Origin of the sequence: Rhizobium sp. BR 250 (assembly GCF_047445855.1) — a bacterium.
In the GTDB taxonomy this organism is placed as follows: Bacteria; Pseudomonadota; Alphaproteobacteria; order Rhizobiales; family Rhizobiaceae; genus Agrobacterium; species Agrobacterium tumefaciens_I.
In genome coordinates this window covers 418,450-432,694 of sequence record NZ_JARWKW010000003.1, presented here as the reverse complement: position 1 = coordinate 432,694, position 14,245 = coordinate 418,450, and the positions used below count along the sequence as shown (strand labels likewise).

Here is a 14,245-nt window from a genome sequence, read left to right as displayed (position 1 = left end):
CCCCAATCAAAAGGCCGCTACTGCGGCCTTTATGCTATAATAAAACTATCAACGCGGGGTGGAGCAGCCCGGTAGCTCGTCAGGCTCATAACCTGAAGGCCGCAGGTTCAAATCCTGCCCCCGCAACCAAATTCTATCTAAAACCCCGCTCTTAAAACAGCGGGGTTTTTGCGTTCGGGCATTATCGGCAAAACAATCCTCTCAAATTCCACCCGCGGCATTGCCATAAATCCGAAAACGGACAAGATGCGCCATCATTCCAGCGCGGAAAAAACAACGTGAACGCCGACCCCTTAAATATCCTCAAGACTGTCTATGGCTATGATGCGTTTCGCGGACGGCAGGGCGAAATCATCCGGCATGTGGTGGCGGGCAACAATGCGTTCGTTCTGATGCCGACGGGAGGCGGAAAGTCGTTGTGCTACCAGATTCCGGCGCTTGCCAGAGAGGGCATGGGACTGATCGTCTCGCCGCTGATCGCGCTGATGGTCGATCAGGTTGCCGCCCTGCGTCAGGCCGGCGTCAGGGCCGAAGCCCTCAATTCTGACCTTTCGCCGGAAGAGCGGCGCGCGCTCTGGCGGGATATGCGGGCCGGCAATGTCGATATTCTCTACGCGGCGCCGGAGACCCTCCTCAAGCCGGATGTTCTTGACGCCCTTCAGTCCATCGACCTGTCCCTGATCGCCGTCGATGAGGCTCATTGCCTCTCGCAATGGGGGCATGATTTCCGGCCGCCTTATCGCCAGCTCGATATGTTGATCGAGCGTTTTCCGGACACACCGCGTATGGCGCTGACGGCGACGGCCGATGAGCCGACCCGTACCGAGATCCTAGGCCATCTCGCCATCGATGAAGGGGATGCCTTCATTGCCGGTTTCGACCGCCCCAATATCCGCTATGCGATCATGGAGAAAGACAATCCCCGCGCCCAGCTGAAGCGTTTTCTCAACGGCCGGGAGAATGAAAGCGGCATCGTTTATTGCCTGTCGAAACGCAAGGTGGATGAAACGGCAGCATGGCTTCGGGAAGAGGGGCGCGATGCGCTACCCTATCACGCCGGCATGGACAAGGCCGCCCGTGAGGAAAACCAGACCCGCTTCCAGCATGGTGAGGCGGTGATTATCGTCGCTACCGTTGCCTTTGGCATGGGCATCGACAAGCCGGATGTGCGCTTTGTCGTCCATATCGATCTGCCCGGCAGCATCGAGGCCTATTATCAGGAAACGGGCAGGGCTGGTCGTGATGGTCTGCCGTCGGACGTGCTGATGCTCTATGGCTATGAAGATATTGCCCTGCGCAACCGCTTTATTGAGGAGTCGGACGCTGCGGACCAGCGCAAATATATGGAGCGCCAGAAGCTCGATGCGCTGCTTGGTCTCGCGGAAACTGCAAGCTGCCGCAGGCAGGTTCTGCTGTCCTATTTCGGCGACCGATGCGAGCCCTGCGGCAATTGCGATACCTGCGCGGCACCGCCCGCTTTATTTGATGGCGCCATCGCTGCCCAGAAATTGCTTTCCTGCATTTACCGCACGGGAGAGCGTTTCGGGCAGGCCTATGTCATCCGCGTGTTGCTGGGCCTGGAGGATGAGCGGATTTCCAGGTTCGGGCATGATCGCATCACCACTTACGGTATCGGCAAAGAACATGATAATCGCACCTGGCGCGCTATTCTGCGCCAGCTGGTTGCGTTGCGCCTGATCGACGTGGATCTGTCCGGACATGGCGGATTGTCCATTTCCGATGAGGGAAGACGGTTCCTGCGCGAAAAGCCCTCCCTGATGCTGAGGATTCCATCCGCGCCCCGCGCCGCACGACGGGAGACGCCGCGCAACACGACATCCACGGCTCTTCCGGAAACCGACCGTGGTCTCTTTGAGGCGCTGCGTGCAAAGCGGATGGAAATTGCGCGCTCGCAGAATGTTCCGCCCTATGTGATTTTCCACGACAGGACACTCATCGAGCTTGCCGCGGCAAGACCGACCTCGGCGAAGGAGATGGCGCAGATCCCCGGCGTTGGCGAGACCAAGCTGGAGCGGTACGGTCCCGCCTTTCTGGATGCAATAATGCAGCACATCGACGGGGAATGATCACCGAAGCAGATAATGAATAGCCGGGTAAGTAAAAGCCGTTAAAGCCTCAGCCTGTCGTGTCCTTGAACAGAACATTCTGATCGATGAGATAACGGGAAAACAGAGGCAGGCTTGCTCCGCCAATTGCCCGGGCCTGGCTGCCGACCGCGCCTTCGATGATCTCCGGCAACGTGACGCCCTGAAGATCGTGGTGTTTGAGGGCAAGCCGGGTGGCGGTGACGATCCTCGTTCTGACCCAATCGGGAAAACCGCCATCGATGATAACGCTGGAAAAATCGATGATGGAGGCGGCCGCGATAACGGCCTGCGCCAGCGCGGCGGCGGTTTTTCTGATCCAGCTTTCCAGCGGTTCGCCGAAATCGATCCACTCATCCGGAGAAAACCACAGGGGGCGCGGATCGATGCCTCTTTCGCGCAGCATATTCTCCAGAACGAAGATCGAAGCGATCTTCAGAAGCTGAACCGTATTGCCGTCCTGCCCCTGCACCGGCAGCGGGCCGATGGCGCCGGCGGTGCCTGTCTTTCCGGAAAACAGTGCCGAATTCAGAACGACACCGCCACCGATGAAGGAGCCGATGAAGACATACAGAAAATCCGCATGGTTCTGTCCCGCGCCGAAAACCAGTTCGGCGCCGCAGGCGCTCGTGGCGTCGTTCTGCAGAAAAACCGGGTAGCTGACGCCTTCGGCAATTTCCGAACGGATATCGACGTCCCGCCACCGCTCCATCTCGATCTGCGGCGCACCCACTTCCTGGGCCCAGTTCCACAATTCGAATGGAGCAGCGATGCCGACACCGGCGATTTTTTGCCGCTCGGCCGGAGACAGCTTCGATTCGAGCTCCGCTATGCCGTCTATCACGAAGGGCAATATCCATTCCGGCAGGGGGTAGGGATAGGTTCTGCGAAGCTTGAGCCTGATTCGCCCGACAAAATCCATCAGCACGAGATCGACGCTGCGCCGACCGATCTTGACGCCAAAGGAAAATACGGCGTCGGGATTGAGGCGCATCGGGGTCGAGGGTTGCCCCACCTTGCCGCGCAGCCTTTCACCGCGAATGAGAAGCCCATCCTTTTCCAGAGAGCGCATGATGACCGAGACAGTCTGCGCCGAGAGGCCGCAAAGTCTTGATATTTCCGCTTTCGACAGTCCGCCATGGCGGCGGACGAGGGACAGCACGAGCCGCTCATTATAGGCGCGCACGCCGATCTGGTTGGCGCCGCCGCTTATATCCATGGTGGTGGGCGGCGCGGGCGGCGCCGTCTCGACAGATTGTCTCATAATGTCATCCTCCCGCCCCGTCATATCCGCCGCGACCGATACATGAGGCTTTATGGCAATCTTGCTATCGCAACGTTAAACGACGCGGCGATATTCCTCCCTGCCGCATATAAGAATGCCATACGGAATTAATAATTCAATCGGATTTATTTATTGACAGCCGTTTCCTTTGGTGGTTCCATCTGCATCAACGGTCGTCGATCTCGGAGGAGACGGGATCGTCGGGTAACCGTCACGGTGCTCAAATATCCATTGGGAGGATCTCATGAAGACCACTGTTTCCGCTCTTCTGGGCGCGCTTGCGCTTGGCGTTTCTTTCGCTTCCGCTGCATCTGCTGCCGACACGTCGGTTTGCCTCATCACCAAGACCGATACCAATCCCTTCTTCGTCAAGATGAAAGAAGGCGCGACCGCCAAGGCGAAAGAACTCGGCGTGACGCTGAAGTCCTATGCCGGCAAGATCGACGGTGATTCCGAAAGCCAGGTTGCTGCGATCGAGACCTGCATCGCCGATGGCGCCAAGGGTATCCTGATCACCGCATCGGACACCAAGGGCATCGTACCGGCCGTACAGAAGGCGCGTGACGCCGGCCTTCTGGTCATCGCCCTCGACACGCCTCTCGAGCCCGTCGACGCCGCCGATTCCACCTTCGCCACCGACAATCTTCTGGCCGGCGAGCTGATCGGCAAATGGGCCGCCGGCACGCTTGGCGACAAGGCCAAGGACGCAAAAATCGCCTTCCTCAACCTCACCCCCTCCCAGCCGACGGTTGACGTGCTGCGTAACCAGGGCTTCATGAAGGGCTTCGGCATCGACGTGAAGGACATCAACAAGATCGGCGATGAAGACGACAAGCGCATCGTCGGCCATGACGTTACCAACGGTAACGAAGAAGGCGGCCGCGCAGCGATGGAAAATCTGCTGCAGAAAGACCCGACCATCAACGTCGTCCACACCATCAACGAACCTGCAGCTGCCGGTGCTTATGAAGCGCTGAAGGCGGTCGGTCGTGAAAAGGATGTTCTGATCGTGTCCGTCGATGGCGGTTGCCCGGGCGTCAAGAACGTGGCGGAAGGCGTGATCGGCGCGACATCGCAGCAATATCCGCTGCTGATGGCGGCGCTCGGTGTCGAAGCCGTCAAGAAGTTCGCCGACACGGGTGAAAAGCCGAAGCCGACGGCAGGCAAGAGCTTCGTTGACACCGGCGTGACGCTGGTGACCGACAAGCCGGTCAAGGGTCTCGATTCCATCGACACGAAGGAAGGTCTCAACAAGTGCTGGGGCTGATGCCTCACCGTTGAAACCCGCGGGGGCAGTTTTGCCCCCGCCCTTGGACCAGAATGATTTCAGGCACGATCCGGGGGATCGGACAAAGGAACAAACGGGCGCGCCGCACATTCCGCGGGGATGACATAGGCCGCTTCACAACACTTTGAATCCACGCATCACTCTCTTTGGAGAAAAAGCCCCGGTTTCGGGGCGTTGCGATGGAGCGATCGGGAGGAAAATCCATGAGCGATCAGCCGGTGCGGGCTCAGCCGCATAATGAATTTGAAAAAGTGCTTTCGGGAAGTTCGACGCAGGTCGCCGCTTTCGATACGCACGACAAGAGCGCGCTGGAAAAATTCCAGCACTTTCTCCATTCCAGCCCGGCGGCCGTGCCGCTTATCGTCCTGGTGCTGTCGCTGATCATTTTCGGCCTGCTCCTCGGCGGCAAGTTTTTCTCTGCCTTCTCGCTGACCCTCATCCTGCAACAGGTCGCGATCGTCGGCATCGTCGGCGCGGCGCAGTCGCTGGTCATCCTGACGGCGGGCATCGATCTGTCGGTGGGTGCGATCATGGTTCTGTCCTCCGTCATCATGGGGCAGTTCACCTTCCGCTACGGTTTGCCGGCGGAACTTTCCATTCTCTGTGGCCTCGCCGTTGGCGCATTCTGCGGCTTCATCAATGGCGTTCTGGTCTCGCGTATGCGCCTGCCACCCTTCATTGTCACACTCGGTATGTGGCAGATCGTGCTGGCGACCAACTTCCTTTATTCCGCGAACGAGACGATCCGCGCCCAGGATATCGCCCAGCAGGCGCCGATCCTGCAGTTCTTCGGCGCCAATATCCGTTTCGGCAATGCGGTTTTCACCTATGGCGTCATCGCCATGGTCCTGCTCGTCGCTTTGCTCTGGTATGTGCTGAACCGAACCGCCTGGGGCCGCCATCTTTATGCGGTGGGTGATGATCCGGACGCCGCAGAACTTGCCGGTGTCAACGTCAAGCGCATGCTGACGACCGTTTACACTCTGTCCGGCCTCATCTGCGCCTTTGCCGGCTGGGCCTTGATCGGCCGTATCGGTTCGGTTTCGCCGACCGCCGGCCAGTTCGCCAATATCGAATCCATCACGGCAGTGGTTATCGGCGGTCTGTCGCTGTTCGGAGGACGCGGCTCCATCATGGGCATGATTTTCGGTGCCCTGATCGTCGGCGTGTTCTCGCTCGGCCTGAGACTCATCGGAACCGACCCGCAATGGACCTATCTGTTGATCGGCGTCCTCATCATCATGGCCGTCGCAATCGACCAGTGGATCAGAAAGGTAGCAGGCTGATGGCAAAAGAACCCATTCTCACAGCACGCAATCTCGTCAAGCGCTATGGTCGCGTGACCGCCCTCGATCATGCAGATTTCGACCTCTATCCGGGCGAAATCCTGGCCGTGATCGGCGACAACGGCGCCGGAAAGTCCTCGCTCATCAAGGCGATTTCCGGTGCGGTGACACCCGATGAGGGGGAAATCCGGCTGGAAGGCCAGCCCGTGCAGTTCCGCTCGCCCATTGAGGCGCGCAAGGCGGGCATCGAGACGGTCTATCAGAACCTGGCGCTCTCGCCGGCGCTTTCCATAGCCGACAATATGTTCCTCGGCCGTGAAATCCGCAAACCCGGTATTCAGGGCAGCCTGTTCCGGGCCCTGGACCGCCCCGCCATGGAAAAATTCGCCCGCGAGAAACTGTCCGAACTCGGACTGATGACGATCCAGAATATCAACCAGGCGGTGGAAACCCTTTCGGGCGGCCAGCGTCAGGGTGTCGCCGTGGCGCGTGCGGCGGCCTTCGGTTCAAAGGTCGTCATCCTCGATGAGCCGACGGCAGCACTTGGCGTCAAGGAAAGCCGGCGTGTTCTGGAGCTTATTCTCGATGTGCGCTCGCGCGGCCTGCCGATCGTCCTGATCTCGCATAACATGCCGCATGTGTTCGAAGTTGCGGATCGCATCCATATCCACCGGCTGGGCAAACGCCTTTGCGTCATCAATCCGAAGGACTATTCCATGTCGGATGCCGTCGCCTTCATGACCGGCGCGAAGGAAGCGCCGCAGGAAACGCTTGCCGCATGACACTGAAGCTCGAGACGATCGTTGAAGACGTTCTTCGGCGGGCAAAGGGTCAATCCCGTTTCATCATAGCCATTGCCGGTCCCCCTGGGGCCGGCAAATCCACGCTGGCGGATGCGCTTTGTGATGCTTTGCTGGCGCGGGGCGAAACGGCCGCCGTGCTGCCCATGGATGGCTTCCATATGGACAATGGCATTCTCGAAGAACGGGGGCTGCTGCCGCGAAAGGGCGCGCCCGAAACCTTCGACGTGCGTGGCTTCCTCGATATCGTCTCCGCCGTCCGCAAGGGCGGGCAGGAGGTTCTTGTTCCGGTTTTCGACCGCTCCCGCGAAATCGCCATCGCCTCGGCCCGCGCGATTGCGCCGGACACGCGCCTGATCCTTGCCGAAGGCAATTATCTGCTGCTCAACGAGACACCCTGGACGACACTGTCCGGTAGCTTCGATCTCACCATTTTTGTGGGTCCATCCGTCGCAGTGCTTGAAGAGAGGCTGCGTAACAGATGGCGAGGCTATGGTCTCGATGACGCTCAAATCCACGCCAAACTGTTTGAGAACGATCTTCCCAACGGAAAAAGGGTGATCGAAAACGCCCGCCCCGCCGATATCCACATCGATATCTGGGAATAGGTTAACGCTTTCCCGTCCCTAAGCCACAAAGCGCATTTGCCGTTAAGCCTTTGTTGGCCATGTGTTGAATCTTTTTGATCCACAGGGTGGGGCTTTTGTGTGTCTATTCATTGACGTGAAAATTTCCTCATATACTATATGTGGTGTTCGAGGTTCTTCCGATTCGCAAGGATTGGGAGCTAAGACGGGAATTCGGTGCGTGATGCCATCATGGCGGAGCAAGGCCGAAACTGCCCCCGCAACTGTAAGCGGTGAGCATCGTTCCAATTTGGGTCACTGGGGCTGAAAGCCCCGGGAAGGCCGGAATAGATGTTGTGACCCGCAAGTCAGGAGACCTGCCTTGAGCGCAAACGTCCACGGGCGGGGTGTCCGGAGGAAGGTGTATGACGCAAATGATTTGCGTACGCCCTTTTCTGCCCCCTCCAGAACAAGCTTCGGGGTGAAGTCATGCCAGTGCATTTCTTTAAGTTGCTACGCTCGTCGGCGTAGAGAGTGATTTTGCGCGGCTTGCAGCGTTTTCAGGAAAACCGGACCCCGGTTTCGATCCGGAGATGCGACAAGTCGCCTGGGCTGCGCGCCTCACCTGAATGACAGATCCACCGCCACCCGATTGCGATTGCAGTCGGCAATGTTGAGCCGTGTCCGAAACCGGCTTCGAGAGAGGAAATTATGACCGTCACCGTTTACAGCAAGCCCGCTTGCGTCCAATGCACCGCCACGTATCGTGCGCTCGACCGCATCGGCGTTCCCTATGAGATCATCGATATTTCCGAAGATGCGGATGCGCTCGATCATGTTCGGGGTCTCGGTTACATGCAGGTTCCCGTCGTCGTTGCCGGCGAACGGCATTGGGCGGGTTTCCGGCCTGATATGATTGGCTCGATTAGCTGAGGCGGCAGGGCGATGGGTCTGATCGTCTATTATTCCAGCCGCTCTGAAAACACCCATCGTTTCCTTCTGAAACTGGGACGGCGTCTGTTTCGCCTGCCGCTCGGCGCCGAGGAGGACGTGCCTCAGGTGTCGGAGCCCTATGTGCTCGTTACCCCCACCTATGGGGGCGGCGGCACCAAAGGGGCCGTGCCGAAGCCGGTCATCCGGTTCTTGAACGAGCCCTCCAACCGAAATCTCATTCGCGGCGTCATCGCGGCGGGCAACACGAATTTTGGCGCAGCTTTCGCATCCGCCGGAGACATCGTCTCGCGCAAATGCGCAGTGCCGTTTCTCTATCGCTTCGAGCTTCTCGGCACGGAGGAAGATGTCGCCAACGTCAAACATGGATTGGAACGATTTTGGACACGCTGACCTCAAGCGCGCTGCGCAAGGACGCCAAACAGCCCGTAGCCGCAAGCCAGAAACCGGTTGAGACGGGACTGGATTATCACGCGCTGAACGCGATGCTGAACCTCTATGACGAAAACGGGAAGATCCAGCTCGACAAGGATCGCCTGGCCGCCCGGCAATATTTCCTCCAGCACGTCAACCAGAACACGGTATTTTTCCATAACCTCAGGGAAAAGCTCGATTATCTGGTAACGGAGGGATATTACGAGCAGGAGGTGCTGGACCAGTATTCCTTCAATTTCGTGCGTGACCTCTATGACGAGGCCTATGCCCGGAAGTTCCGTTTTCCGACCTTCCTCGGCGCTTTCAAATATTACACCTCCTACACGCTGAAGACCTTTGACGGAAAACGTTATCTCGAGCGTTACGAGGATCGCGTCTGCATGGTTGCGCTTGCGCTCGCGCGCGGTGATGAGCAGCTTGCCCGCGATCTGGTCGATGAGATCATTTCAGGCCGCTTCCAGCCGGCGACGCCGACCTTTCTCAACGCCGGCAAGAAGAGCCGCGGCGAGCTGGTGTCGTGTTTTCTGCTGCGCGTGGAAGACAATATGGAAAGCATCGGCCGCTCCATCAATTCGGCGCTGCAGCTTTCCAAGCGCGGTGGTGGCGTGGCGCTCTCCCTGACCAATATTCGCGAGGCCGGCGCGCCGATCAAGCAGATCGAAAACCAGTCTTCCGGCGTCATTCCGGTGATGAAGCTGTTGGAAGACAGTTTCTCCTACGCCAATCAGCTGGGGGCTCGCCAGGGTGCCGGCGCGGTCTATCTGCATGCTCATCACCCGGATATCATGCGCTTCCTCGACACGAAGCGCGAAAATGCCGATGAAAAAATCCGCATCAAAACCCTGTCGCTCGGTGTGGTGATCCCCGATATCACCTTCGAACTCGCCCGCAACAACGAGGATATGTACCTCTTCTCGCCCTATGATGTGGAGCGGGTCTATGGCGTGCCGTTGACGGAGATCTCGGTCACCGAAAAATATCATGAGATGGTCGCCGACAGTCGCATCCGCAAGAAGAAGATCAAGGCGCGCGAGTTTTTCCAGATCATCGCCGAAATCCAGTTCGAGAGCGGTTACCCTTACATCATGTTCGAGGACACGGTGAACCGCGCCAATCCGGTCGCCGGCCGTATCAGCATGAGCAATCTCTGCTCGGAAATTCTGCAGGTCAGTGAAGCGAGCGAGTTTGATGCCGATTTGTCCTATAGCCATATGGGCAAGGATATTTCCTGCAATCTCGGTTCGCTGAACATTGCCTCTGCCATGGACTCCGCCGATTTCGGCAAGACCATCGAGACCTCGATCCGGGCGTTGACGGCGGTTTCGGACATGAGCCACATTTCCTCGGTCCCGTCCGTGGAAAAGGGCAATGATGCGAGCCACGCCATTGGCCTCGGCCAGATGAACCTGCACGGCTATCTGGCGCGCGAACGCATCTTCTACGGTTCGGAAGAAGGCATCGATTTCACCAATATCTATTTCTACACCGTGACCTATCACGCCATCCGCGCCAGCAACCGGCTGGCGGTGGAACGGGGCCAGAGCTTCAAGGGCTTTGAAAACTCCAAATATGCCTCGGGCGAATATTTCGACAAATATACCGACCGGGAATGGTTGCCCGCGACGGAAAAGGTCCGTGAGCTGTTCGAAAAAGCCGGCATTGCCATTCCAACGCAGGAAGACTGGACAGCGTTGAAGCAGGACGTGATGGCATCGGGTCTCTATAACCAGAACCTGCAGGCCGTGCCGCCCACTGGCTCGATCTCCTATATCAACCACTCCACCTCTTCCATTCACCCGATTGTTTCGAAGATCGAAATTCGCAAAGAGGGCAAGATCGGTCGCGTTTATTACCCGGCTTCTTATCTTTCGAACGACAATCTCGAATATTATCAGGATGCCTATGAGATCGGCCCTGAGAAGATCATCGACACCTATGCAGCGGCCACCCAGCATGTCGATCAGGGCCTGTCGCTGACGCTGTTCTTCCGCGATACGGCGACGACACGCGATATCAACCGGGCACAGATCTATGCCTGGAAGAAGGGCATCAAGACCATCTATTACATCCGTTTGCGCCAGATGGCGCTGGAAGGCACGCAGGTTCAGGGCTGCGTTTCCTGCACGCTCTGATTTGAGGGACAAGAGAATGAACATCGCCGTAAAACCCGCGTCCCGTATCCGCGCGGTCAACTGGAACCGCATCGAGGACGACAAGGACCTCGAAGTCTGGAACCGCCTGACCTCGAACTTCTGGCTGCCGGAAAAGGTGCCGCTTTCCAACGACATCCCGTCCTGGGGAACGCTGAAGCCGGAAGAGCAGAAACTGACGATCCGTGTCTTCACCGGGCTGACATTGCTCGACACGATCCAGAACGGCGTCGGTGCCGTGCGCCTGATGGCGGATGCGGCTACGCCGCATGAGGAGGCCGTGCTCTCCAACATCTCCTTCATGGAGGCCGTGCACGCCCGTTCCTATTCGTCGATCTTTTCAACGCTCTGCCTCACACCGGATGTTGACGACGCCTATCGCTGGTCGGAAGAAAACGAGTTCCTGCAGCGCAAATCCGCGCTCATCATGCGCGAATATGACAGCGGCGATCCGCTGAAGAAAAAGATCGCCAGCGTGTTTCTGGAAAGTTTCCTGTTCTATTCCGGCTTCTATTTGCCGATGTTCTGGTCAAGCCGCGCCAAGCTCACCAACACGGCAGACCTCATCCGTCTCATCATCCGCGATGAGGCCGTGCACGGCTATTATATCGGTTACAAGTTCCAGCGGGCGCTGGACCGCCTTGGCGAGGCGCAAAGACAGGAAATCAAGGATTTTGCCTTCGATCTGCTGCTCGAGCTTTACGACAACGAGGCGAAATATACCGAAGACCTCTATGACGGCGTTGGCCTGACGGAAGACGTCAAGCAGTTCCTGCATTACAATGCCAACAAGGCCCTGATGAATCTGGGTTATGAGGCGCTGTTTCCGGCCGAGGCTTGCCGGGTCAATCCGGCGATCCTCTCGGCGCTCTCGCCCAATGCCGATGAAAATCACGACTTCTTCTCAGGGTCCGGCTCATCCTATGTCATCGGCAAGGCGGTCGCCACCGAGGATGAAGACTGGGATTTCTGAAACCGGTGTGCCACCAAGAACCCGCAGAAACTATTGCGGGTTCACCACCTGGCTTGCAAGGCGGAAGGGGCTGGAAACGGTCGCTCCGATAGCATCGAAAACGAAGGCTCCCGCACTGTTGATGTCGCCGCCGCGCCTGCTTGCCTCAAGTTGCGGCACCATGGAGGCCAGCGCCGCATAGCGGTCGTGATTGAGCGGGTCCGACGCTTCGAGATTAGAGATGTCGACGAATTGCACGCCTTCCTTCAGGGCAGCTTCCTGCACCTGGCGGTCGGTAACATCCAGTGCGCCGATGCGGGTGACATCGGCACCCAGGATGGAGGACGCTTTCAGGGCTCGGTCGTCCTTGGACACCAGCACCGTGAGCGGCGGGTCGAGCCGGCCGACCACCTCGATCTGCTTGCGGAAGACATCGGCGTCGATATCGGGCGCAGCCAACACCACCTGCAGCTTGGCGATGACATCGTTTTTGCCCTGGAAGCGTAGTTGCCGCAATGCTTCCATGACCAGCCAGCCGCCCATGCTGTGGCCGAACAGGACGACGCTTTTCTTCGGGGTCTGGCGGGTTAGGTCGGTCAACAGCGCGGCGAGCGCATCGCGTGAAAAGGTCGCCGATTCCTTGTCGGCGACGTAGCCGGTGACATTGGCCTGCGACGGCCAGGAAAAGACCAGCGGCACGCCGTTCATATTGGCATCGGCAGCCATCTGCGCCGCGCGGAACAGGGCTTCCTGGTAGCTGTAATTGTAACCATGCACAAAAAGCGCGATCTGCCTGCCGGAGCGGGCAATGTCGCCAAGATCGGCGTTGAGTTGCGGCTTGGTCAGCATATCGGCTCTGGTGACGACAAAGTCCCTGTTCGGATCCGGCTTGCCGCTGGCCCATTCGATTTTCCCGCTTTTATGGGTGGGCGGAATGGAAATGTCGAAGCGTGCATAGTTGGGCTCGACCGCGCGCCCTGTGCCGAAGCCTTTTTTCGCCTCCTTGTCCTTCTCCCGTGTGCTCGCCACATAGGCGGTCACTATTTTCGTGCCACGGGTCTTGGTATTGACCGCTTGCAGCACATCTGCCCCCGGTCGGCCCGCGCAGGAGGAAATAAGACCGAGCGTGAGAAGGAGCGAAAGGATCAGGCGCATGGATGGCTACCGGTGACAGGGAACGGGTTCATAAATAACTTCCCGCTGGAAAAGTTGCTACTGGAGAATGAATTGGTCTTCGGCACGGTTGGGCATTCCCCTCCTTGCCATCCGGCCATGTTCGTTTTAGGCCGTACAGATGACGAACAAGGTGTCGCTTTTACGGCTGAAACTCACGGACTTCCGCAACTATGCGGCGGGGGCGCTCACGCTTGATGACAGGCATGTGGTGCTGACGGGCGATAATGGCTCCGGCAAGACCAATCTGCTCGAGGCTGTTTCCTTTCTTTCGCCAGGACGCGGCCTGCGCCGGGCCATCTTGTCCGATGTGACACGGGTGGGGGCGGAAGCCACTGGTTTCTCGATCTTTGCCGATGTCGAGGGCATGGATGGTGAGGTCGCCATCGGCACAGGGATCGAAGGCGATGGCGAGGTGGTGTCGCGTCGCCTGCGCCTGAACGGCACGCCCGTCAAATCCGTCGATGAATTGACCGACCATCTGCGGGTTCTGTGGCTGACACCCGCCATGGATGGTCTCTTTACCGGCTCCTCATCGGACCGCCGGCGTTTTCTCGATCGGCTGGTGCTGTCGCTTGATCCCGCTCATGGTCGGCGGGCAAGCGATTTCGAAAAGGCCATGCGCGGCCGCAACCGTCTGCTTTCGGAAGGCCGCTTCGATCCGGTCTGGCTGGATGGCATCGAAAAACAGATGGCCGAACTGGGCATTTCCATGGCGGTTGCCCGTTATGAAATGCTCGGCCTGTTGAAGACCCTGATCGAGGGGCGGGCCGGCAATGCGGCCTTCCCGTCGGCGGCGCTGTCGCTCTCGGGTTTCATGGATGACGGGCTCAACCGCCCGGCTGTCGATCTGGAAGACGAATATGGCCTTATGCTGCGGGAAGGCCGGTACCGGGACGCGGCGGCAGGCCGCACGCTGGATGGGCCGCACCGAGTCGATCTTTTCGTGCGCCACGCGGAAAAGGACATGGAAGCCGAACGCTGTTCTACCGGGGAGCAGAAGGCGCTGCTGGTCGGGCTGGTGCTCGCCCATGCGCAGCTCACCGCCAACATGACCGGTTATGCGCCGGTTCTGCTGCTGGATGAAATTGCCGCCCATCTGGATGAGGGCAGGCGGGCCGCCCTGTTTGATCTCATCCACGCGCTGGGCGGTCAGAGTTTCATGACCGGAACGGATGCGGCCATGTTCTCCGCCCTCGGCGAGCGGGCACAGTTCTTCAATGTTTCCCATGGGAGCATCACGGCATGACGGCA

Annotated in this window: 12 protein-coding genes, 1 tRNA gene and 1 riboswitch; of the genes, 11 read left to right on the top strand and 2 right to left on the bottom strand. The window is 58.6% G+C overall.

The features are described from left to right. The first annotated feature begins 52 nt into the window (after nt 1-52). Together QD336_RS07385 and recQ are read left to right on the top strand one after the other, a co-directional pair. A tRNA-Met gene (locus QD336_RS07385) sits at nt 53-129 on the top strand. A 149-nt stretch (nt 130-278) separates the two neighbouring features. Then, nucleotides 279-2,087 carry a DNA helicase RecQ gene (recQ, locus tag QD336_RS07380; protein ID WP_499170020.1) on the top strand — a complete coding sequence of 603 codons (1,809 nt, stop codon included), beginning with the start codon at nt 279-281 and terminating at the stop codon, nt 2,085-2,087. A 49-nt stretch (nt 2,088-2,136) separates the two neighbouring features. Here the strand turns inward: recQ and QD336_RS07375 are convergent, their stop codons facing one another. After that, nucleotides 2,137-3,369, bottom strand: a complete 1,233-nt coding sequence (locus QD336_RS07375) for an ROK family transcriptional regulator (protein ID WP_269341412.1) — start codon at nt 3,367-3,369, stop codon at nt 2,137-2,139. Between the two features lie 265 nt (nt 3,370-3,634). Between QD336_RS07375 and QD336_RS07370 the strand changes: the two genes are divergently transcribed. The 8 genes from QD336_RS07370 (at nt 3,635) to nrdF (ending at nt 11,839) form a co-directional block, all read left to right on the top strand. Next, on the top strand, nt 3,635-4,657 hold the full coding sequence (locus tag QD336_RS07370) for a sugar ABC transporter substrate-binding protein (protein ID WP_269341413.1): 1,023 nt from the start codon (nt 3,635-3,637) through the stop codon (nt 4,655-4,657). Nucleotides 4,658-4,881: 224 nt separating this feature from the next. Then, complete coding sequence (locus QD336_RS07365) at nt 4,882-5,964, top strand: ABC transporter permease (protein ID WP_269341414.1); 1,083 nt, start codon at nt 4,882-4,884, stop codon at nt 5,962-5,964. After that, nucleotides 5,964-6,746, top strand: a complete 783-nt coding sequence (locus QD336_RS07360; RefSeq protein WP_080826947.1) for an ATP-binding cassette domain-containing protein — start codon at nt 5,964-5,966, stop codon at nt 6,744-6,746. Before QD336_RS07365 ends, QD336_RS07360 begins: the two co-directional genes overlap by 1 nt. Next, complete coding sequence (locus tag QD336_RS07355; RefSeq protein WP_499170017.1) at nt 6,743-7,372, top strand: nucleoside triphosphate hydrolase; 630 nt, start codon at nt 6,743-6,745, stop codon at nt 7,370-7,372. The genes QD336_RS07360 and QD336_RS07355 overlap by 4 nt, the downstream gene beginning before the upstream one ends. A 133-nt stretch (nt 7,373-7,505) precedes the next feature. Then, a riboswitch (cobalamin riboswitch) is annotated at nt 7,506-7,729 on the top strand. Nucleotides 7,730-8,041: 312 nt separating this feature from the next. Then, nucleotides 8,042-8,263, top strand: a complete 222-nt coding sequence (nrdH, locus tag QD336_RS07350; protein WP_003507138.1) for a glutaredoxin-like protein NrdH — start codon at nt 8,042-8,044, stop codon at nt 8,261-8,263. A 12-nt stretch (nt 8,264-8,275) separates the two neighbouring features. Beyond that, nucleotides 8,276-8,674 (top strand): class Ib ribonucleoside-diphosphate reductase assembly flavoprotein NrdI, encoded by a 399-nt coding sequence (gene nrdI, locus QD336_RS07345; protein ID WP_269341417.1) that lies wholly within the window; start codon nt 8,276-8,278, stop codon nt 8,672-8,674. Next, nucleotides 8,662-10,848 carry a class 1b ribonucleoside-diphosphate reductase subunit alpha gene (nrdE, locus tag QD336_RS07340; RefSeq protein ID WP_499170016.1) on the top strand — a complete coding sequence of 729 codons (2,187 nt, stop codon included), beginning with the start codon at nt 8,662-8,664 and terminating at the stop codon, nt 10,846-10,848. The genes nrdI and nrdE overlap by 13 nt, the downstream gene beginning before the upstream one ends. 16 nt (nt 10,849-10,864) lie before the next feature. Beyond that, nucleotides 10,865-11,839 carry a class 1b ribonucleoside-diphosphate reductase subunit beta gene (gene nrdF / locus QD336_RS07335; protein WP_269341419.1) on the top strand — a complete coding sequence of 325 codons (975 nt, stop codon included), beginning with the start codon at nt 10,865-10,867 and terminating at the stop codon, nt 11,837-11,839. A 30-nt stretch (nt 11,840-11,869) separates the two neighbouring features. On the opposite strand, the gene QD336_RS07330 is transcribed toward nrdF, so the two are convergent. After that, complete coding sequence (locus tag QD336_RS07330) at nt 11,870-12,973, bottom strand: alpha/beta hydrolase (RefSeq protein ID WP_499170015.1); 1,104 nt, start codon at nt 12,971-12,973, stop codon at nt 11,870-11,872. A 139-nt stretch (nt 12,974-13,112) separates the two neighbouring features. Between QD336_RS07330 and recF the strand changes: the two genes are divergently transcribed. Beyond that, nucleotides 13,113-14,240, top strand: coding sequence for a DNA replication/repair protein RecF (recF, locus tag QD336_RS07325; RefSeq protein WP_499170014.1), 1,128 nt, complete (start codon nt 13,113-13,115; stop codon nt 14,238-14,240). Nucleotides 14,241-14,245: the final 5 nt, after the last annotated feature.